The sequence below is a fragment of the Cobetia sp. PDI-12MA genome (assembly GCF_059507695.1).
The window spans coordinates 3,946,043-3,967,183 of sequence record NZ_CM183351.1; the positions used below are offsets into that span (position 1 = coordinate 3,946,043).

Annotated in this window: 18 protein-coding genes; 12 read left to right on the forward strand and 6 right to left on the reverse strand. The window is 64.8% G+C overall.

Annotated features, from left to right (window positions below):
• Positions 1–210 precede the first annotated feature (210 nt).
• Positions 211–1,248 carry a GlxA family transcriptional regulator gene (locus AC5WNI_RS16720; protein WP_175088874.1) on the forward strand — a complete coding sequence of 346 codons (1,038 nt, stop codon included), beginning with the start codon at positions 211–213 and terminating at the stop codon, positions 1,246–1,248.
• Positions 1,249–1,443: 195 nt separating this feature from the next.
• Here the strand turns inward: AC5WNI_RS16720 and AC5WNI_RS16725 are convergent, their stop codons facing one another.
• Positions 1,444–2,631 carry an MFS transporter gene (locus AC5WNI_RS16725; protein WP_175088875.1) on the reverse strand — a complete coding sequence of 396 codons (1,188 nt, stop codon included), beginning with the start codon at positions 2,629–2,631 and terminating at the stop codon, positions 1,444–1,446.
• Between the two features lie 584 nt (positions 2,632–3,215).
• On the opposite strand from AC5WNI_RS16725, the gene gmk reads away from it, so the two are divergent.
• The 4 genes from gmk (at position 3,216) to AC5WNI_RS16745 (ending at position 7,439) form a co-directional block, all read left to right on the forward strand.
• Positions 3,216–3,872 carry a guanylate kinase gene (gene gmk / locus AC5WNI_RS16730; RefSeq protein WP_052384319.1) on the forward strand — a complete coding sequence of 219 codons (657 nt, stop codon included), beginning with the start codon at positions 3,216–3,218 and terminating at the stop codon, positions 3,870–3,872.
• 371 nt (positions 3,873–4,243) lie between these two features.
• Positions 4,244–4,495, forward strand: a complete 252-nt coding sequence (gene rpoZ, locus AC5WNI_RS16735) for a DNA-directed RNA polymerase subunit omega (RefSeq protein WP_175088876.1) — start codon at positions 4,244–4,246, stop codon at positions 4,493–4,495.
• A 112-nt stretch (positions 4,496–4,607) separates the two neighbouring features.
• On the forward strand, positions 4,608–6,773 hold the full coding sequence (locus AC5WNI_RS16740) for a RelA/SpoT family protein (RefSeq protein ID WP_175088877.1): 2,166 nt from the start codon (positions 4,608–4,610) through the stop codon (positions 6,771–6,773).
• 276 nt (positions 6,774–7,049) lie between these two features.
• Positions 7,050–7,439 (forward strand): RidA family protein, encoded by a 390-nt coding sequence (locus tag AC5WNI_RS16745; protein WP_043331752.1) that lies wholly within the window; start codon positions 7,050–7,052, stop codon positions 7,437–7,439.
• 219 nt (positions 7,440–7,658) lie between these two features.
• Here the strand turns inward: AC5WNI_RS16745 and AC5WNI_RS16750 are convergent, their stop codons facing one another.
• Positions 7,659–8,546 (reverse strand): SDR family oxidoreductase, encoded by an 888-nt coding sequence (locus AC5WNI_RS16750; protein ID WP_175088878.1) that lies wholly within the window; start codon positions 8,544–8,546, stop codon positions 7,659–7,661.
• Between the two features lie 71 nt (positions 8,547–8,617).
• On the opposite strand from AC5WNI_RS16750, the gene AC5WNI_RS16755 reads away from it, so the two are divergent.
• Positions 8,618–9,583, forward strand: coding sequence for a hydrogen peroxide-inducible genes activator (locus AC5WNI_RS16755; RefSeq protein ID WP_175088879.1), 966 nt, complete (start codon positions 8,618–8,620; stop codon positions 9,581–9,583).
• The gene (gene recG / locus AC5WNI_RS16760; RefSeq protein WP_175088880.1) at positions 9,580–11,721 is read left to right on the forward strand and encodes an ATP-dependent DNA helicase RecG; all 2,142 of its coding nucleotides are present in this window, start codon (positions 9,580–9,582) and stop codon (positions 11,719–11,721) included. The genes AC5WNI_RS16755 and recG overlap by 4 nt, the downstream gene beginning before the upstream one ends.
• Before the next feature lie 19 nt (positions 11,722–11,740).
• Here recG and yccS read toward each other — a convergent pair whose 3' ends face one another.
• Entirely contained in the window at positions 11,741–13,993 is a 2,253-nt protein-coding gene (gene yccS / locus AC5WNI_RS16765; protein ID WP_175088881.1) for a YccS family putative transporter, read from the reverse strand.
• Positions 13,994–14,183: 190 nt separating this feature from the next.
• On the opposite strand from yccS, the gene AC5WNI_RS16770 reads away from it, so the two are divergent.
• Positions 14,184–14,600: a DUF2780 domain-containing protein gene (locus tag AC5WNI_RS16770; RefSeq protein ID WP_175088882.1), complete on the forward strand. Its 417-nt coding sequence runs from the start codon at positions 14,184–14,186 to the stop codon at positions 14,598–14,600.
• A 128-nt stretch (positions 14,601–14,728) separates the two neighbouring features.
• Here the strand turns inward: AC5WNI_RS16770 and AC5WNI_RS16775 are convergent, their stop codons facing one another.
• The 3 genes from AC5WNI_RS16775 to AC5WNI_RS16785 all read right to left on the reverse strand — a co-directional run bounded on the left by AC5WNI_RS16775 (position 14,729) and on the right by AC5WNI_RS16785 (position 16,984).
• Positions 14,729–15,085, reverse strand: a complete 357-nt coding sequence (locus tag AC5WNI_RS16775) for a hypothetical protein (RefSeq protein ID WP_054556348.1) — start codon at positions 15,083–15,085, stop codon at positions 14,729–14,731.
• 173 nt (positions 15,086–15,258) lie between these two features.
• Positions 15,259–15,534 (reverse strand): HU family DNA-binding protein, encoded by a 276-nt coding sequence (locus AC5WNI_RS16780; RefSeq protein ID WP_024952843.1) that lies wholly within the window; start codon positions 15,532–15,534, stop codon positions 15,259–15,261.
• 250 nt (positions 15,535–15,784) lie between these two features.
• Entirely contained in the window at positions 15,785–16,984 is a 1,200-nt protein-coding gene (locus AC5WNI_RS16785) for an NAD(P)/FAD-dependent oxidoreductase (protein ID WP_175088883.1), read from the reverse strand.
• 288 nt (positions 16,985–17,272) lie between these two features.
• Between AC5WNI_RS16785 and AC5WNI_RS16790 the strand changes: the two genes are divergently transcribed.
• From AC5WNI_RS16790 to phoR, 4 genes are all read left to right on the forward strand, one after another.
• Positions 17,273–17,881 (forward strand): chorismate--pyruvate lyase family protein, encoded by a 609-nt coding sequence (locus AC5WNI_RS16790; RefSeq protein WP_348994698.1) that lies wholly within the window; start codon positions 17,273–17,275, stop codon positions 17,879–17,881.
• A gap of 67 nt (positions 17,882–17,948) precedes the next feature.
• Positions 17,949–18,839 (forward strand): 4-hydroxybenzoate octaprenyltransferase, encoded by an 891-nt coding sequence (gene ubiA, locus AC5WNI_RS16795; protein WP_175088885.1) that lies wholly within the window; start codon positions 17,949–17,951, stop codon positions 18,837–18,839.
• Between the two features lie 223 nt (positions 18,840–19,062).
• On the forward strand, positions 19,063–19,752 hold the full coding sequence (gene phoB, locus AC5WNI_RS16800) for a phosphate regulon transcriptional regulator PhoB (RefSeq protein WP_043331741.1): 690 nt from the start codon (positions 19,063–19,065) through the stop codon (positions 19,750–19,752).
• 7 nt (positions 19,753–19,759) lie between these two features.
• A complete protein-coding gene (phoR, locus tag AC5WNI_RS16805; protein WP_175088886.1) occupies positions 19,760–21,082 on the forward strand; it encodes a phosphate regulon sensor histidine kinase PhoR in 1,323 nt (440 codons plus the stop codon).
• The last annotated feature ends 59 nt before the right edge of the window (positions 21,083–21,141 follow it).

The following is a 21,141-nucleotide window of genomic DNA, read 5'->3' on the forward strand; positions in this document are numbered from 1 at the left end:
TCGAATATGGCACAAGTGATTGTTTTTACACCCATGTAACGCGACGTATCATCAAGCCAACAGCTTCATTACATGCCTGCCATCCCGTAACCGCCAGCGAGAGGCTCGCCGCGGAAGCGCGCAGCTGCGAGGATGGAGTCTCACGGTGGCCCGCCCTGCCGGTCGCCTTCGATTCACTGCCGCTCGCGGCCCCTGCAACGAACGCAAGCCATGACCTCGCCCCGCCGCCGCGACTTCACCCCCGCGATGAAGCGTCGCAACCAGCATCTGCTCAAGGACGTGACCTGTGCCCAGAGCGCACCGCTCAATGTCGCCTTCATTCTGTTGGAGCATTTCTCGATGCCCGCCTTCACCAGCGCACTCGATGTGCTGGTCACGGCCAATCTGCTCAGAGACGTTCCCTTCTATCGCATTCACACCTTCGGGGTGACGGCGGGCAGCGTGCGCAGTGATCTGGGCATCGACATCATGGCCAGCGCCGGGCTCGAGTCGCTGGGGCAGGCGCAGATCGACATGATCATCGTGTGTGGCGGCTACCGGGTGCAGCTGGACGAGATTCCCTTGCTGAGCGAGGTCTTGCGCCGAGCCGATCACCAGGGTTGTCGCCTCGGCAGCCTGTGGAATGGCAGCTACTTCCTGGCGGCCGCCGGCGTGATGGCGGGCCATCGCTGCACCATCCATCCCGAGAATGCGGCGCTGTTCAGCGAGTCATTCCCCCAGCTGGAGCTGTCGCGTGCCCCGCTGGTGGTGGAAGCGGCGCGCTTCAGCTGCACCAATGCCGGCAGCGCGCTGAACATGATGCTGGAAGCCATGCGCCAGCGTCACGGCGATGACCTGGCGCGCAGTGTCGAGGAAATCCTCGCCTGCGAGCGCCCCGCGACGCCCAGCCCTTGGCACCCGGACCAGACGCTGCCCGCGCCGGACAGCCAGCACCCGGAGGCACTTCGCACCATCCTTGAGCTGATGAGCAACAACCTCGAGGAGCCTTTGAACATGAGCGAGATCTCGCGCTGCGTGACGCTGTCACGCCGCCAGATAGAGCGCCTGTTCACCCGCCATCTGGATACCACGCCCTCGCGCCATTATCTGGAACTGCGCCTTACCCGGGCTCGCCAGCTGCTGACACAGGGCAGCGCCAGCATCACTGAGGTCACCGTAGCCTGTGGCTTCGTCAGCACGACCCACTTCAGCCACTGCTTCCGCGATTACTTCGGCATGTCGCCGACGCGTGCGCGTCAACAGCGCTGACAGTGCCCTGTTGCTTACGTGCCGGTGCCGCTACCAAGACAGCCCTGCACAGACTGCCTTCCACAGACTTTTCGCCACGCAAACGCAGAACGCCGCCCCGAAGGGCGGCGTTCTTTCGTTGCGGCTTGTGCTCACGAGACTCTTTCTTGCCTCACTTTCCTGGCCTCGCGCTCACGACCTCGCTTCAGGCCCACATCAGGCAGAAGCCGTCTGCAGCTCGCGGCGCTCATGACGCTGACCAAGCAGGAAGACGATCAAGCCCGCGATGGCCATCGCCACCCCGACCAGGCCGATGGAGGAATGCGACGGGCCATAGGCGAAGGCCATGCCACCACACCAGGCGCCCAGCGCATTGGCGATGTTGAAGGCCGCATGATTGAGCGTCGCCGCCATGGTCTGGGCGTCTTCCGCCACATCCATCAGGCGCATCTGCAGCGCCGGCGCCAGACCGATACCGGTACCGACCAGCCCGACGAACAGGATGCCGCTCCAGACACCATCGGCGGCGAAGTAGAAGCCGCCCTGCACCAGCGCGCTCCAGATCAGCACGGCAGGAATGGTACGCATCAGGTCGATGTCCGCGGCACGGCTACCGATCAGGTTGCCGATGATGGTGCCTACCCCGAAGACGGCCAGCACCATCGGCACCAGATTCTGGGACAGCCCGGCCTGGACATTGAGCGTCTCCACCGCATAGCTGTAGACGCTGAACATGCCGCCGAAACCGATGCAGGCGATGCCGAGGGTATAGAGCACCCGCGGCTTGATCAGAGCGGCCAGCTCGGTCAGCGGGGTCGCGTCCTGATTGCCGGCCTGATAGGGCACGAAGCCGCGCACCAGCAGCGCCGTGACCAGTGCCAGCAGGCCGACGACGAGGAAGGCGGAATGCCAACCGAACAGGCTGCCGAACCAGGTCGCCGCTGGCGCCCCGATCAGAATCGCCACCGTCAGGCCCAGCATCACGCGACCGACGGCCCGCCCGCGCTCACCGGCCGGGGCAGCATCCGCCGCCACCAGGGCCGCAACGCCCAGATAGACACCATGCGGCAGGCCGGCGATGAAGCGCAGCGCGGCAAAGCTGGTCAGCGACGGTGCCAGCAGGCTGGCCACGTTACTGACCGCGAACAGCAGCATCAGGCCGATCAGCAACCCGCGACGCGGCAGGCGTGCGCCCAGCGCCGAGATCAGGGGCGCACCGACCACCACGCCCATCGCATAGGCACTGATGGCGTAGCCGACCTGCTGCGAGGACACATTGAAATCCGCCGCGATGTTGGGCATCAGGCCCATGATCACGAATTCGGTAGTGCCGATGGCAAAGGCGCCGAGCGCCAGCGCCAGTTCGGCGATGCGCGGATGGCGCGCAACGGGGGAGGCAGACATGTCCGGGTCTCCTGAAACTTGAAAAGGGGGGTATCACCCGTGGCCGTACTCAGCCATGGCGCCACTGTCAGGGGCAGGTCACGGCTGACATTGCCCGCGCATGGCTGGCGCTACACAGGGCAAAAGACCGCGCGCCATTCATCATCAGCCGGAAGGCGGGAATGAATGGCGCGCGGGACAGGTAACGGGTGATGCGCTCGTGCGCGGCCTCTCTGGCGGAGGCCTGCGGCACGTCTGGCGCTGCTCTATCGACTTATGTACGCGTCTGGCAAGGCGCGTCGGGAATCACGGGAGTGCGCAAGCTCAGGCCAGCATGGCGAGGCGGTGGCAAACCGCGTGTCCCTTCAAGACCCCAGGCCGGCGCGAGAACTGGCTGACGCGAGAACTGGCCGACGCTTGAGTGATAACTGAAATATACGACCATTGTTGCAGATAACGCCACGCCAACCCAGCCACTTCGCGACGACAACTGTGATGCCCGAGCTGCAACATTGCATCGCGGGACTGTCATGCGCGCGTGCAGCCCAAGCGGGGTGGATTATGCGATAATGCCGCGATTCAGCGACAGCAAGCGGATCACTTCCATGTCTTCGACTTCTTCAGCATCTTCCTCGGCGGCCAGCAACGCACGTGGCACGCTCTACATCATTTCCGCGCCGTCCGGCGCCGGCAAGACCACCCTGGTCAAGGCACTGCTGGAGCGCATGGACGGTATCGGCGTATCCGTCTCGCACACCACCCGCGGCCAGCGCCCGGGCGAGCAGGACGCCGTCAACTATCACTTCGTGGACGTCGATCACTTCAAGACCATGATCGAGCAGGGCGACTTCTTCGAGCACGCCCAGGTCTTCGACAACTTCTATGGCACCTCGCGCCCGGCGGTCGAAGCTCGCCTGAGCAAGGGCGAGGACGTCATCCTCGAGATCGACTGGCAAGGTGCCCAGCAAGTGCGCGCCCAGGTGCCGGAAGCCGTCTCCATCTTCATCCTGCCGCCGTCGCGTGAAGCGCTGCTCGAGCGTCTGTCCGGTCGCGGTACCGATGGCGAGGACGTGATCGCGCGTCGCATGCGCGATGCGGTCAGCGAGATGTCCCACTACGACGAATACGACCTGATTGTCATCAATGATGACTTCGAGCAGGCCCTCGACGAGCTGTGCGGACTCGTCAATGCCCAGCGTGCGCGTCTGCCACGCGTGCAGCATCGCCACGCGGCACTGCTCGATTCCCTGCTGGCCGACTGATGACGGCGTCGGGAATCCGCCTGCTCAGTCAGCCGAGGCTGGCCCGACAACCGGGCAGGACTTGCCGGCTTTCGTCCTGATCATGCGCGCTGTGGTCGCGTACGCCGCCGACAGACGCGCCGGGCGAAGGAGTTGATCGCGCCTGACTTGTCATGTCACGACGGCGTCGAGTAGACTCGATTCCCTTTCAGAATCATTGGCCGCTGAGCCGTCTCGCCCCTGGCGGGCCGGCTCAGCGGCATTGTGCTTGCGTCGTGTGCGAGATACTGTCAGATGATCAGGGTAAGTGGCCCCTAGCGGTCGCGGCACTCTGCGCTGATTACACGCCGACAGCGAACCCCGAATATCCCGCTATTGATAGGTGCACCGCCATGGCTCGCGTAACCGTAGAAGATTGCCTCGAGAACGTCGACAACCGCTTCCAGCTGGTGATGATCGCCACACGTCGTGCCCGTCAGCTGTCACGCGGCAGCCGCAACGCCCAACTGCCGTGGGAAAACGACAAGCCCACCGTCCTCGCCCTGCGCGAAGTGGCGGCAGGTCTGGTCGGTCGTGACATCCTGAACGAGCCGGTCGAAGCTCCGATCCAGCGCAAGCCGGTAATGCCGCAGATCGAAGACTGAGCCCACGCTCAACCTGCCGACTGCATGTGTGCTTCCGCACCTCTGCCACTCCCGCCCTCGTGGCCGGAGCACGGGGTGCGGGCCCGGAAACACTCTGAGCCAAGGCCGCTGAATGTTCACGATCGATGACCTGGCAGACCGCCTGGGCGGTTATCTTCCCGAGGAAGAGATCCGTCAGGTTAGGCGCGCCTTCTATTACGCCGAGCAGGCCCACGATGGCCAGCGCCGGCGTTCCGGTGAACCCTATGTGACCCACCCGCTGGCGGTGGCGAACATTCTCGCCAACATGCACATGGACCATCAGAGCCTGATGGCCGCCATGCTGCACGATGTCATCGAAGACACCAGCGTGACCTTCGAGGCACTGGCAGGCCAGTTCGGCGAACCCGTCGCCCTGCTGGTGGATGGCGTCTCGAAGCTGACCCAGATCACCTTCGAGGACAAGGCCGTCGCCCAGGCCGAGAACTTCCAGAAGATGGTGCTGGCGATGTCCCAGGACATCCGCGTCATCATCGTCAAGCTCGCCGACCGTCTGCACAACATGCGTACCCTCGGCGCCCTGCGCCCCGAAAAGAAGCGTCGCATCGCCCGTGAGACGCTCGAGATCTACGCCCGCGTCGCCAACCGTCTCGGTATCAACACCATTCGCGTCGAGCTGGAAGACCTCTCCTTCCAGGCGCTGCACCCGATGCGTTCCGAACGCATCAAGCGTGCCGTCACCGCCGCGCGTGGCAATCGCCGTACCCTGATGCGCGAGATCCAGGCCAGTCTGCAGAACGCGCTGGAGCGCGATCAGCTGCCCGGCTCGGTGATCGGTCGTCAGAAGCATCTGCTGTCCATCTATCGCAAGATGCGTGACCAGCAGAAGCCCTTCAATGAATTGATGGACGTGTTCGGCTTCCGCATCATCACCGATGATGTGGACAGCTGCTATCGCATCCTCGGCGTGGTTCACAATCTCTACAAGCCGGTGCCGGGTCGCTTCAAGGATTACATCGCGATCCCCAAGGCCAACGGCTACCAGAGTCTGCACACCACGCTGTTCGGCATGAATGGCATGCCCATCGAGGTACAGATCCGTACCCGCGAGATGGAAGCGATGGCCAACAACGGCATCGCGGCGCACTGGCTGTACAAGGCCGGCCAGACCGACCGCCCCATCGGTGCCGGCAGCCATGCGCGTGCCCGCGAATGGGTGCGGGGTCTGCTCGAGATGCAGCGCCATGCCGGCAACTCGCTCGAGTTCATCGAGCACGTCAAGAACGACCTCTTCCCCGACGATACCTACGTGTTCACCCCCAAGGGCGACATCATGGAATTGCCGCGCGGCGCGACGGCGGTCGATTTTGCCTATGCGGTGCACACTGATGTCGGCAACAGCTGTATCGCCTGCCGCATCGATCGTCATCTGGCGCCGCTATCCTCGCCGCTGGAGAGTGGCCAGACCGTCGAAGTCATCACCGCGCCGGGCGCCAAGCCCAATCTGGCGTGGCTCAACTTCGTCACCACAGCCAAGGCGCGCTCTGCCGTGCGTCATTACCTCAAGCATCAGCAGCGCAGCGAATCCGTGACCTTGGGTCAGCGCCTGCTCAACAAGGCGCTCGCCGGGCTGGACGCCTCCCTCGAGCAACTGCCACCCAGGCGTCTCGATACGCTGGCCGCGGAGCTGGAGCTGGAAGGCGGGCGTGATGATCTGCTCGAGTCCATCGGGCTTGGTACCCGCGCCGCCTACAGCGTGGCCCAGAGCCTTCTTAGCGACACGACCAGCGCCACGGCGCAGCAGCCCAAGTTCTCGGCCAAGGACGGCAATGTCCAGGCGGAGAACAGCGGCAACAGCCCGATGCAGGTCAGCGGTGGCAACAGCATGGTCACCAGCTACGCGCGCTGCTGTCACCCGCTGCCCGGCGAGCCGATCATGGGCCATCTGTCGGCCGGCAAGGGCCTGGTGGTCCATCGTCAGGAATGCAGCAACATCACCGAACTGGCCAGCGATCCGGAACGCGTCTTCCCGCTGACCTGGGCCGATCAGGTCGAAGGCGACTTCACGGTGGCGCTGCGTATCGAGGCACAGACCCAGCGCGGCCTGATCGCCGAGCTGGCAGAGCTGGTCACCGATGCCGAAGCCAATATCGAGCGCATCGGCATCGAGGAACGCGACGCCCATCTGGCCATCGTCAATCTGACGCTGGCCGTGCGTGATCGCATTCATCTGGCGCGTATCATCAAGCGCATGCGCAACCTGTTGCACGTGGAGCGAATCACCCGCGTCCTCAGCTGATCCAGCGTACTGGCCGCGTCGTCCGCCACTGGCGGGCGGCGCGGTTTTTGTTTTCAAGGCTGCCGCAGAGTAGCCATCGGACACGTTCTTCTTGAACACCCGTGTCGCGGCCAAGGCCATGCACGTCAGCTCGACGGCAGTGCATGACCTTGACCGCGGCCGAACTCGCCGTGGACGGCGAGCCCCTATAACCACAATCGTAACCCGCTGCTGAAGGCCGCCACCGCACAACACTCGCAACCGGCAAGGCTTGAGCGCAGTCACAAGGAGCATGTCATGAGCAATCGCGCGATCATCAACACCGACAAGGCCCCTGCTGCCATCGGTCCGTATTCCCAGGCGATCAAGGCGGGCAACACCGTCTATCTGTCCGGCCAGATTCCGCTGGACCCGCAGACGATGGAAGTCGTCGAAGGCGGTATCGAGGCGCAGGCGCGTCAGGTCTTCACCAACCTGAATGCCGTGTGCGAAGAAGCGGCCGGCAGCCTGGGCGACATCGTCAAGCTCAATCTCTACCTGACCGATCTGGACGACTTCGCGCGCGTCAACGCGGTGATGGAAGAGTTCTTCACCGCGCCCTTCCCGGCGCGTGCCGCGGTCGGCGTCAAGGCGCTGCCCAAGGGCGTGGCCTTCGAAGCCGAAGGCGTGATGGTCATCGGTGACTGAGCACCCGCTCACTGACGATGGCAGGTCACCCGCAAGGAGTGCCTGACGCAGAGACGACAGTGCCCGCCCCGGGATTCCGGGGCGGGCACTGTCAGTTGGCGCTTCATCTGGGCACTGCGTCACTCAAGAACTGGCCGCTCCTCAGCCAGTCTCGGCGAGCAACTTATCCACACCCGGTCTGGCGGCTCGACGCGCAACCGCATGTGGACAAGTGAAAGATCAGCGGCCCGACAATTCGCCCTTCGGCACCGTCACGCCGTGCTCCTTGAGCACTTCGGCATAGCCTTCGCGGAAGGTCGGGTAACGGAAGGTGTAACCGCTCTCGAGCAACAGGGCGTTGCCACAGCGTTTGCTGGAACGACGTCGCAGCGGTGACTGGATCACCTCGGTGGACTCGACCTTGAGCTGACGCGCCAACCAGGCCATCACTTCGTGCAGCGGTGCGCCATCGCAGTCGGTGGCCAGATAGATCGGCTCGACCGGCTTGCCCTCGAGGCTCAGCGCGATCAGGTGCGCCAGTACGCCCGCGCAGTCGTCACGATGGATGCGGTTGGAGTAGAGTGGCGGGTTGCTGCCGGCGATGCGACCATCACGCGCCTGGCGGATCAGCATGTCGCGGCCCGGCCCGTAGATGCCGGAAAAGCGCACCACGGTGCCGTTGAGCGAGGAGTCGAGCAGCGCCTGCTCGCCTTCACGCATCAACTGGCCCGAGAAGCTGGTGGCATCGGTGGGCGACTGCTCGTCGACTTCCTCGCCATCCTTCTGGGCGTAGACGGAGGTCGAGGACACGAACAGCACGCGGGTCGGCGGATTGGCGCGCGACTCGAGCTCCGTCACCAGCGCCCGAATGCCGTCGACGTATGCGGCGCGATAGGCCTCTTCGTCGAAACGGTCGGCACTCAGCACATGTACCACCGTGTCGGCATCTGGCAAGCTGGCCAGTGCACCTTCGGCAGTGATGTCCAACGCCAGCGTCTCGATGCCGAGATCCGCGAGCCTGGACACATCGCGCCTGACACCAATGACGTGCTGACCGGCCTTGAGCAGTTCGCGTGCCAGCGCGCTGCCAACGTCGCCACAACCGAGGATGAGACTCGTCTTCTTCACCTTTGCCGTGCTCCTTGGTAAAACGAATCGGTACCCACCGCATCCCAGGATGCCAGTTCCGGGCAGGAATCATGACTCTAACAGAACTCCGCTACATCGTAACCTTGGCCCAGGAGCGCCATTTCGGACGCGCCGCAGAGCGCTGCTTCGTCTCGCAGCCCACCCTGTCGGTGGCCGTCAAGAAGCTTGAGGAAGAGCTGGGAGTCGCACTGTTCGAGCGTTCCAAGTCCACCGTACAGGTCACACCGCTCGGCGAGAAGATCGTTCAGCAGGCCCAGCGCGTGCTGGAGCAGTCCAGCGTGATCAAGGAACTGGCCAATTCCGGCAAGGATCAGCTCTCCAGCCCGCTGCGCATCGGCGCCATCTATACCATCGGACCGTATCTTTTCCCGCACCTGGTGCCGGAACTGACGCGGCGTGCGCCGAAGATGCCGCTCTACATCGAGGAAGGCATGACCGGCGATCTGCGTCGCAAGCTGCGCAATGGCGAGCTGGACGTGATCATCGTCGCACTGCCGTTCACCGAGACCGACGTGCTGACGAAGACCCTCTACGAAGAGCCCTTCGAAGTCCTGTTGCCGGCCGGCCACCCCTTGCTCGAGCAGGACAGCATCGCCAAGGAGCAGTTGATCAACGAGCGTCTGCTGATGCTTGGCGAGGGCCACTGCTTCCGTGATCAGATTCTCGAGGCCTGCCCGGCCATCGGCAATCAGATCAACAACCCCGAGAATACGCTGATCGCCGAAGGCGGCTCGCTGGAAACCATCCGCCACATGGTCGCTTCCGGCCTCGGTATCACCGTGCTGCCCTACTCGGCCACCGGGACCGGTCATTACGAGAGCGGCGTGCTCGAGACGCGCCCCTTCAAGGGCCCGGCGCCCAGCCGCAGCGTGGCCCTGGCATGGCGTGCCAGCTTCCCGCGCCCCAAGGCCATCGACGTGATCAGCCAGGCGATCGCCGAGTGCTCCAATCGTGCCCGCCAGAGCAATGAGAACGGCATGCAGGGCTCCGCTTCCCAGAGCCACGAACCGGCATGAGCAGGGCGGGCACGGAAGCCTCATCTGCCGGGCCCGCCAGCGCCGGTGTCTTCGCCACCGGCGCGCTGGCCCAACCGCTGGACAGCCTGAGCGGCGTCGGCCCCGCGCTGAGCGAGAAGCTGTCGCGCCTGGGGCTGGAGCGCGTCGCAGACCTGCTGTTCCATCTACCGCTGCGCTATCAGGACCGGACCCGCGTCACGCCCATCGGCACGCTCAAGAGCGGCATGGAGGCGGTGGTGGAAGGCGAGGTGACGGCCTGTGACATCGTCAAGGGCCGCCGCCGCAGCCTGCTGGTGCGTCTGCGCGATGGCAGCGGCATTCTCAGTCTGCGCTTCTTCCACTTCTCCCCAGCCCAGCAGCAGCAATTCCAGCGTGGCCATAGCGTGCGCTGCTTCGGCGAAGCACGCGCCGGGGCCACCGGTCTCGAGATCTACCATCCGGAATACCGCCTGCTTGGCCAGGGCACCGCACCGGTGGAAGACCACCTCACGCCCATCTATCCGGCCACCGAAGGCCTCAACCAGGCGCGCCTGCGTGCCCTGATCGCCCAGGCGCTCAAGCAGCTCGAGGAGACGCCCCACGAGCTGCCGGACCTGATCCCCGAGGCGCTGCGCACGCGCTTTCGCCTGCCCGGCGTGATCGAGTGTCTGCGCTTTCTGCACGAGCCGCCGCCGGATGCGCCCGTCGATCAGATGAGTGACGGCGTGCACCCGAGTCAGCGCCGCCTCGCCCAGGAAGAATTGCTCGCCCACCAGCTGAGCCTGCGTCAGGTGCGCGCGCGTATCCAGCAGGATGGCGCGCCCTCGCTGAGCGCCAGTGGCGGCCTCAGCACGCGCTTTCTCACCCAGCTGCCCTTCTCGCTGACCGGCGCCCAGCATCGTGTGCTGGAAGACGTGCGCCGCGACCTGGCGCGCGAAGTGCCGATGCTGCGTCTGGTGCAGGGCGATGTGGGTTCGGGCAAGACGGTGGTCGCCGCGCTGGCGGCGCTGATCGCGATCGGCGGCGGCTGTCAGGCGGCCTTGATGGCGCCCACCGAGATTCTCGCCGAACAGCATTATCGCAACTTCCGCGAATGGCTGGAGCCATTGGGCATCGAGGTAGCGTGGCTGGCCGGCAAGCTCAAGGGCAAGGCGCGGCTGGATGCCAAGGCCGCCATCGCCGATGGCCGGGCCCGCATGGTGGTCGGCACGCATGCACTGTTTCAGGCCGACGTGACCTTCCAGCGCCTGGGGCTGGCGATCGTCGACGAGCAGCACCGCTTCGGCGTGCATCAACGTCTCGCTTTGCGGGCAAAGGGGGAAGTCGGTGGTCTGACGCCGCACCAGCTGATCATGACCGCGACGCCGATTCCACGCACCCTGGCGATGAGCGCCTACGCCGACCTCGACCTGTCGGTGATCGACGAGCTGCCGCCGGGACGCACCCCGGTGCAGACCGTCGCGGTAGCCGACCCGCGCCGTCCCGAGGTGGTCGAGCGCATCCGCGCCGCCTGCTCCGAGGGCCGTCAGGCCTATTGGGTATGTACGCTGATCGAGGAATCCGAGGTGATGACCTGCCAGGCCGCCGAGGTGACGCGTGACGAGCTGACCGAGGCGCTGCCGGAGCTGTCCATCGGCCTGGTCCATGGCCGCATGAAGGCGGCCGAGAAGGCCGAGGTGATGGCGGCATTCAAGGACGGCGAGCATGACCTGCTGGTGGCGACCACGGTGATCGAGGTCGGGGTCGATGTGCCGAATGCCAGCCTGATGGTGATCGACAATCCCGAGCGTCTCGGCCTGTCGCAGCTGCACCAGCTGCGTGGCCGAGTCGGGCGTGGCAGCACCGAGAGCTTCTGTGTGCTGCTCTATCATCCACCGCTGTCGCAGCACTCCAAGCAGCGCCTGGCAGTGATGCGCGAGACGACGGATGGCTTCAAGATCGCCGAGAAGGACCTGGAGCTACGCGGACCCGGCGAAGTGCTGGGCACGCGCCAGACGGGGCTGGCGGGAATGAAGATCGCCGATCTAGAGCGTGACAGTGACCTGATCGCCCCGACCACCACACTGGCCGATGCCATCCTCAGCGAGGCCCCGCAGGCCGCGGAGCCCTTGATTCGCCGCTGGCTGGGCGAGGCGGCCGGGCAATACGGCGCCGTCTGAGCCGCCGCGCGCCAGCGACTCAGCTGGCGCGGCTGGCCTTGATCAGCTGGGTGCCGGCGCTTTCCAGCGGCTGCAACAGCCGCAGCACCAGAATCAGCTGCGACAGCGCCAGGCGTCCGGTGGTGGATTCGACCTGCTCGACCTCAGCTTCCAGCGCCGCTATCTCGTCTTCGCTGTCCAGTGTGACGGCGATCTCACCGCCCGACTCCAATTGCTCCCCCAACGCCGTCAGCTGCTGACTCAGGCGCTCGCCATGGCGCAGCAGCGTCTCGATGCCGCTGCTGGCCGAGGCGGTGGATTCCAGTTCGCCGCGATGCGCTGCCAGCGCCGAGAGATAGCCGAGCACGGTGTGCGCGTGGAGCAGGAAGCCGAAGCCCGGCTCGACATCGCGCCGGAAGTGCCCGGGCTCCTTGCGGGCCGTGGCCAGCAGATTGGAGAAGGCCGCGTCGGCGTTGTGGGCATTGCGCCGCGCCAGACGGTAGGCCAGATCATCGCGCTTGCCATGGCGGTACTGGGACAGCACCTCGCCCAGATAGCGGCCGCTGGTCTTGAGGCTGACGCCGGCATGACGATAGAGCTTGCGGCCCTGCCAGTCAGGCAGGATCAGCACCACCGACAGCCCGGCCAGCAGGCCACCGACCAGCGTATCGAACAGGCGTGGCCAGATGAGATCGAAACCATCGCCGACCTGGTTGAAGCACGCCAGCACCATCAGTGTGATGGCGGCGGTGGCCAGGGTGTAGCGCGAGCCACGGGTGGCGAAGAACAGCACCCCCGCGACCACGGCGATACCGGCCTGGATCGTGGGCGCCGGGAAGAGGCTGATCAGCGCCCAGCCGGCGACCAGACCGATCAGCGTGCCCAGGATCCGCTGCGCCAGCGTACGGCGCGTATCACCATAGCTGGGACGGCACACGAACAGCCCGGTCAGCAGAATCCAGTACCCCTGGGTCGGGTGCACCGCCAGCAGCACACCATAGCCGGCCACCAGCGTCGCGGTCAGACGCAGCGCATGGCGGAAGATCGGCGAGCGCGGTGTCAGGTGGCTGCGGATACGCTCGAACATGTCGCGCGTGCCGTGGGGCGAGCGGTCCAGCAGGCTGTTGTCGCTTTCATTGCTGACGGCTTCGAGATCATTCAGGCGCGCGATCTGGCCTTCGATCAGGCGCAGGTTGCTGGCGAGGGCTTCCAGCGCCTGCATCAGATGGTGCCACTCGGGCCGCTGCTGTTGCTTGAGATAGACGAGCGAGGCATTGAGGTCTTCCAGCGCCTGCTGGCTGTCACTGGCATCGAAGGGCTGGCGCATCAACAGCGCCTTGCCGAGCCCGCGACAGGCGCGCCCCTGCTGCTCCAGCAGGCGCTGACAGCGGAACAGGATATCGTGATGAAAGAAGGCGTCGGTGAGCTGGCCATAGGGATAATGGCTAGAGCTGGCGCGCTCGTGGAGGTCCTGGGCAATGAAGTAGAGGCGCAGGTAGCGGTCGAGCTTGGTGGTATCACGCCGTCCGGCAAGGCGCCGGAAGACCATCTCCTTGGTCTGGTTGAGCGCCACCACCACGCGGCCGTTCTGCTCGGCCAGCGCCAGGCGGCGGGCGGACTGGTCGACATTGCGCAGCGGCTCGAACAGCTGCGCCTTGAGAATCAGATAGCGCCCCAGCTCACGGTAGAGCGTCGCCATGCTGTGCTTGAGTGGCTGGCGCGAGAACAGCGCACACCACACGACCGAGAGCAGGCCATACCAGGACGCCCCCACCACCAGCAGCAACGGCTGGACCAGATTGATGCCCAGCCCCGGTTCCCGCAGCCAATCGGGCAGGCTGCGCTCCAGCACCGCGATCTGACCATCACCATGCTGCTGCTCGAGGCTGATCATGGTGTAGACGGCCAGAATCAACGAAGCGCGCGCGATGGCGCCGTAGCGGGCATCGATGGCGCCCAGCATCGGCATCGCGAAGGTGGCCAGCGCCAGCCCGATCACGAAGGGCAGCGGCATGCCGAACAACAGCTCCACCGAGACGGCAGCGATGCTGAAGCAGGCCAGCGTCATGCCCAGAGCGCGCAGTCGACCGCGCCAGTGATCATCGGTTTCCGCCAGCCCCGAGGCGATCACGCCCAGAAACAGCGGAATCACCACCGCCATCTCGTCAAGCCAGAACCCCACCGCCATCACGCCACCCAGCGCGATCAACATGCGTAGCGAATAGCTGAAGGCATCCAGCGTCCACAATCGACGCAGAGAGTGCATGAGGGAGTCCAGGAGAGAGCGTGTCATGAAGTGTTCCGTGACCAGGGCGCCGGGCAGCGCATTAGACTTTAGATTTATATCGCTAGCATAACACCCCGTTCTGCCGTGTCCGATAGCCATGGCGCATGCAAGCGTTGGCAGGCGCGTCGAACGTCGAGTCGCCGCGACGTGCCACTCTGAAGACTCCTGACCTCATTGGCTTTCATGGAGAATACCGATGCATCCTCTTATCGAACGCGTCACTGGCTCCCTCGGGCTGTCACCGGAAATCGCCGAGCAGGCGGTCGGCATGGTTCTCAAGTTCGTGCGTGAGCAGGGGCCGGATGGCCCGGCCGCCTCACTGCTGGGCGCCATTCCGGGGGCGGAAGGCCTGATCGGCAGCGCAGGCGAGGAAGCCGCCGAGTCCGGTGGCGGTGGCCTCATGGGCGGCCTGATGGGCGCCGTCAGCGCCTTCACCGGCGGCAGCGGTGGCGGCGCGCTGGAACTGGGCCAGAAGCTGATGGGGCTGGACCTGAACATGGACCAGGCGCGCGGCGTGGCCGAAGAGACGCTGAGCTATGCCCGCGAAGAAGCCGGCGATGGCGTGGTCGATCAGGTGCTGGAAGGCATTCCGGGCCTCAGGCAGCTGCTGTAACGCCCCCCCAAGAGAGGCTCGCGACAAAAGAAAAGCTCGTGACAAAAGAAAGGCGCGTGACGAAAAGACGCCCCGCTGATTCTCTCAGCGGGGCGTCTTTCGTTCATGCAGGCACGGCACAGGGACATTCAGCGAATGCGCTTGAGCAATGACTGCAAGCGGTTGAGCTGAGCCGAATCGCCGACCAGTCGCACGCGCTGGTCCATCAGGCCTTGCAGGAAGGCACGCGGCGAGGGCTTGAGCAGAAAGGCCACCGCACTGTCGCTATCGGCGAAGCGCAGCTCAAGCTCGGTATCCACCGGCAGGCCACTGCCCGTGGTGACGCCCGCGTGGGACATGCGGTAGTGACGCGCGATGCTCATGTCTTCGGTCGCGACACCCCAATCCAGCGGACGCTTTTCCAGCTCGGCACGAAATTCGGGGTCACGCTTGAAGGCCCGCTTGAGCAGCAGACCCAGCACCCACAGCAATATCTTGAGCTTCATGGTGTCATTCCTTGAATCGCGAAGCATCGTTCACGCAGGCCATATGAAAATGCCACCGGCCCCGCAGGGCGGAACCGGTGGCATCAGCATGACAGCCGACAGGGCTTTGGATGACGACGATTGAAAGCCATGGCGACAGTCACCCCGGGTCTGCGCTGAAGCATGCGCCGAGGTTACTTGGTCACTGCATCCTTCAACGACTTGCCGGGTTTGAAGGCAACGGTCTTGCTGGCCGGGATGGTCAGCGGCTTGCCTGTCTGGGGATTCTTGCCGGTACGCGCCGCACGCTGGCGCACGGTGAATGAACCGAAACCGATCAGTGAGACGTCATTGCCTTTGGCCACGGTATGAGTGATCTCGTCGAGAATCACGTTCAGTACCTGACTGGCCTTGTCCTTGGATAGATCCGCACGCTCGGCGATGGCCGCAGCGAGTTCTGGCTTGCGCATGAAAAGCCCTCCTGGTTTGGCATTCTGCACGGGCGGCCAAGCCGCCGTTTCCATTGTTGTTCTTGCACTTGCTAGCGGTGGCGTATGGCGGCGACGCAATCCGCTCTCGGCAAGCTTTGCCGTATCAAACCTGTCGATGGCAGCAATCTGTCAGACCACGCCCGCCGAGCAGCATGTCTGACGGAGCATTCACTATCGTGCCTGACCGCGCTGGCAGCAAGGGATTTACGACCATCGATCATGGCATCGCCTAGCCTAGCAACGGCGGCGCCTGCCGCGCTAGCTCGACTTTCCTGCGAACGGCGGCGCCTGTCAACGCATATCCAATCAAGCGTTCGTTCATATCCAGTGCACGCGCTTCGAGATCATCGCCGTCACCATTGATTTCCCAGCGCGCCACGGCCGAACGCGGCGGATAGGCCACCACCGGCAAGACCGGTGTCTTGACCAGCACCGGCCACGCCTTCCAGTCGAGCACGCTCGGCTCGCCACACAGGTTGGCCGCCAAGGTGCGCGCAGCCATCTGCAGCGGCTGGACATACATGGCATTGACGCCCTCGACACTGACGCAATCGCCCAGCGCCCAGATATACGGCTGGGAGGTGGCCAGGTGGCGGTCGACACGGATGCCATCGCCGCCGGCACTCAGACCCGCGGCCTGCGCCAGACGAATGCGCGGCGCCAAGCCGGTCGCCAGCAGAACCACGGAGCCCGTCAGGCGACGACCGCTCTGCAGGCGCACCTCGACTGGCGCAGCCTGGCGCTCGGCCTCCTCGCCTGAGCTGGCGGCGATGGTCTCGACCATCTCGCCCTGGCGACGCGTCACACCGAGCCCATCCAGCGCCGCACCCAGACGCTGCCCCAGTGCTTGCGGCAGCAATCCATCCAGCGGAGTTTCCTCCGGCGCGACCAAGGTGACGCGGTGGCCGGCCGCCGTCAGATCATTGGCGTATTCACAGCCGACCAGTCCGGCACCGACAATCACCACATGCCCGTCTTCTCCGCGCTCGCGGGCCCTCGCCAGCGTCGCGCAGAAGGCCGCATAGTCATCGAGGTCATTGATGCTCTGCACGCGTGAGGCCACTTCCGCGGCGACGGGGAAGGGACGACGCGGCGCCGCGCCGAGTGCCAGCACCAGCTCGTCATAGGCCAGACACTCCTCGCCCAGCCATAGCTGGCGGGCATCACCGTCGATGGCAGTGACGCGTTGATGGGTACGCAGCTCGGCATTCAGCTCGTCTGCCAGCGCCACCGGCGCCTGACGCGACAGGTCGGTGGCCGACATCTTCTTGGCGAAGGCGGTGGACAGCATCGGCTTGGCATAATCGTGGCCACTGTCCTGGCTGATGAGGATCAGCCGGCTATCCTTGTCACGCGCACGCAGCGCGCGCGCCAGACCAATGCCCGCCATGCCGGTACCAATGATGACAAGGGTGCGAGGGTCGCGCATGGCACCATCTCCTGAGATCGATCCGAGGGAAGCGCTGATGAAAGAGCGCCAGCAGCGTCCGTCATGAACGCCGATGAATGCGCCCAGCATACCAGCCCGCCTGCAGTGCAGGCATGCCTGAGCGGGAGGCCTTGCCGCTCGGCCATGCTAGACTCGCCATTTCGTCATCCTGACAGGGAATTCACCGTGGTCCGATGCCCAGCAGGCGAGCCTCATCGCGCAGCGCTCACGCCACAGACCTCCACCTGTGAGGCACCTCATTCGTCAGCCGAGAACCCGTACCAACCTGTGCCTCGCTGGCCTTCGCCCACGCGCGCCGTACCCACGGCTTCGGCGGCGGTGCGCCGTCATTGGCAGCCGGCTGCCGCGCTGCAGGGTGTCATGCCGGCCGGCTGGTGGGCGTGGCTCTCCTCGACGGACTCGCTGACACAGCGCCTTGCCAGCGCCATGCAGCAGCAGGATGAACGCGCAGGTCAGCCCATCCAGGGCCTGCGCGTGCGCCTGCTGCTTCAGGACACCGGCCCCGCGCGGCTTGATGAAGCACGCCTGCTGGGCATCGGCCCACGCCGGCATGTCTGGCGACGCGAAGTGGCGCTCTGTCATGGCGATACGCCATGGGTGATCGCACGCTCGCTGGCGGCGCTGGACCTGGCCCACGGTCATCGCCTCTCGACGCTGGGCGAGCGCTCGCTGGGCCATTGGCTGTTTCGCCAGCCCGACCTGATACGCAGCGCCATCGATATCAGCCGCGCCCCGCTGGTGCTTTCGAGCTCCAGGCCGCTGGCCCGCACCACCAGCCTGTGGATGCGCCGCTCGATGTTCTCGCATGGTCGCTTCAAGGTGCTGGTGCAGGAGGGCTTCACGCCAGCCTTCCAGCACGCGCTGCAACTGACCTGAGCCGTGCGGCCGACTGGCCTCGTTTCCCTCTCTTCCCTTGCCCACTACCACCCGCCCAGGAGCCCCGATGACCGCGTCATCCACTTCCGCCGCTTCGCGTCCTTCCAGACTGGCCGACTACCTCGCCCTGACACGGCTGGACCGCCCCATCGGCACCTGGCTGCTGATGTGGCCGACCCTATGGGCACTGTGGCTGGCGGCAGATGGCATCCCCGAGCGCACGACCCTGCTGATCTTCATCGCCGGGGTCTACCTGATGCGCGCCGCCGGCTGCGTGATCAACGACTACGCCGATCGGCATTGGGACAAGCATGTCGAGCGCACGCGTGACCGACCGCTGACCTCGGGCCGCATCTCGGAGCGCGAGGCGCTGACACTGTTCGGGGGGCTGGTCGCGGCCGCCTTCGTGCTGGTGTGCTTCACCAACCTGACCACGGTGCTGCTGTCGATCGTCGCCGTGCTGTTGGCAGCCAGCTACCCATTCATGAAGCGCTTCCATCATCTGCCCCAGGTAGTGCTGGGCGCCGCCTTCGGCTGGGCGATTCCGATGGCCTTCGCCGCGACGCTGGAGGAGGTGCCGACCTACGGCTGGTGGCTGTTCGCGGCCAACCTGATGTGGACGGTGGCCTACGACACCGCCTATGCGATGGTCGATCGCAACGACGACCTCAAGGTGGGCATCAAGTCCACCGCCGTGCTGTTCGGGCGTGCCGACAAGCTGATGATCGGCCTGTTGCAGCTGGGCATGCTGGTGGTGTTGATCGGCATCGGCCTGCAGCTGGCGCTGGGCATCTTCTACTGGCTGGGGCTGGCTGCCGCCGCCGTCACCTTCGTCTGGCAGCAACGTCTGATCCGTGAGCGTGAGCGTGCGCCCTGCTTCCAGGCGTTCCTCAACAATCATTGGACGGGGCTGCTGATCTTCGCCGGTATCGCCCTGGCGACCTGGCCGATGAGCTGACTCCTGCATAAATATTCGCATTATTTAATTTAAAGCTATCCCTGCCCCCGGTTGCTCCCCAGCCCACGATTCATGCCTGCCTGCCGCGCCTCCAAGGCGGCTGGCAGGCTTGCGTGCAAGCTGCCATGCTGGCAGTTGTCATCTGGTTGTCATATAAGCGGGTTGTAATCGTCATCGACTTGTCATTCTGGCGCGTGCGCCGACTGCTGCATGGGATCTAGCGATGAGCTCCAAGACCGTACTGATTGTCGACGATGAATCCTCGATTCGCGAGATGATCGCCGTCGCCCTCGAAATGGCGGATTACCGCGTGCTGGAGGCAGACAATGCCCAGGACGCCCACGCCATCGTCGTCGATGAAAAGCCCGATCTGCTGTTGCTGGACTGGATGATGCCGGGCACCAGTGGCCTGGAGCTCGCGCGGCGTCTCAAGCGAGACGAGACCACCTCGGAACTGCCGATCATCCTGTTGACCGCCAAGGGCGAGGAAGACAACAAGATTCAAGGCCTGGAAGCCGGTGCCGACGACTACATCACCAAGCCCTTCTCGCCACGCGAGCTGGTCGCCCGTCTCAAGGCCGTGCTGCGTCGCACCACCCCCAAGGGGGTCGAGGAGGCAGTGGAAGTCGAAGGCTTGATGCTCGACCCGGCCAGCCACCGCGTCACCGCCCACGGCAACTCACTGGATGTCGGCCCGACCGAATATCGCCTGCTGCAGTTCTTCATGACGCATCAGGAGCGTGCCTACACCCGCAGCCAGCTACTCGACCAGGTATGGGGGGGTAACGTCTATGTCGAGGAGCGCACCGTGGACGTGCACATCCGCCGCCTGCGCAAGGCGCTGGGCACAGGCCATCAGCATCTGATCCAGACCGTCCGTGGCACCGGTTACCGCTTCAGCGCTCAGGCCTGAGGGATTCATGCGCTATTGGACCAACGAGCTATGGCGCCTCGGCTACCTTGCCGGTGGCTTCGGCCTGATCGGTGGCCTGCTGGGCCATCTGGGCTGGGGCCTGGCGCTGGGTCTGGCGCTGTATCTGTTCGTCCATCTCAAGCACTTGAAGAGCCTCTATACCTGGCTGATCACCAATCCCCATGAAGAGCCACCGCCCGGCGATGGCGTGTGGGGAGACCTGCTCGATCGTCTCTACCGCTATCAGAAGGGCCAGCGTCAGACTCAGGAGCGACTGCGCAGCATCCTCAACCGTATCCAGGAATCCTCCGAGGCCATGCGCGACGGCCTGGTGATGCTGGACAACCACGGTGACATGGAATGGTGGAACAGCGCTGCCGAGCAGCTGGTCGGTCTCAAGGCCAGCCACGACCGCGGCCAGCACATCACCAACTATCTGCGTGACCCCGCCTTCATCGACTACTTCAATCGGCTGGCCTACCGCGAGCCGCTGACGCTGCAGTCGCCGCTGTCTGACAACCTGACGCTGCAGATTTCCATCACCCTGTTCGGTGACAACGAACGTCTGGTCATGCTGCGTGACGTCACCCGCCTCTATCGCCTGGAAGAGATGCGCCGCGACTTCGTGGCCAATGTCTCCCATGAACTGCGCACGCCGCTGACGGTACTGGCCGGCTATCTCGAGACCTACTCCGATTACGCCGATGACCTGCCACCGCGCTGGCAGCGTGGGCTGGGCCAGATGAAGAGCCAGACCGACCGCATGCAGCACCTGGTCGAGGACCTGCTGACCCTGTCACGCCTGGAAACCGACGAGCTGTCCGACAACGGCCGCTGCATCGACATGAGTGCCCTGCTCGGCCATATCCGCGACGACGCCGAAGGCCTGTCCCAGGGACGCCACACCTTCTCCATCGAGGCCGATGCCAGCCTGTCACTACGCGGTGAGGAGCAGGAACTGCGCAGCGCGATCTCGAATCTGGTCTTCAATGCGGTGCGCTACACTCCCGAAGACTGCCATATCACCCTGCGCTGGAAGGCGGATGACCAGGGCCTGCTGGTCGAGGTGGAAGATGACGGGGATGGCATCGACCCGGTCCACCTGCCGCGTCTGACCGAGCGCTTCTACCGCATCGACAAGGGCCGCAGCACCGCCACGGGAGGCACCGGTCTGGGGCTTGCCATCGTCAAGCATGTGCTGATTCGCCATCAGGGCCATCTGGAGATCGACAGCCACCCCGGCGAGGGTGCGCGCTTCCGCTGTCACTTCCCCGACGAGCGCGCCTGTCAGACGAGCGCTCCCCGGACCAGCAGTGCGCTAGCCCGGTGATGTGCTGACTCCGTGATGAGCTGAGCCGGAGGCCAGCCCAACGCGGAACACCCCGCAGC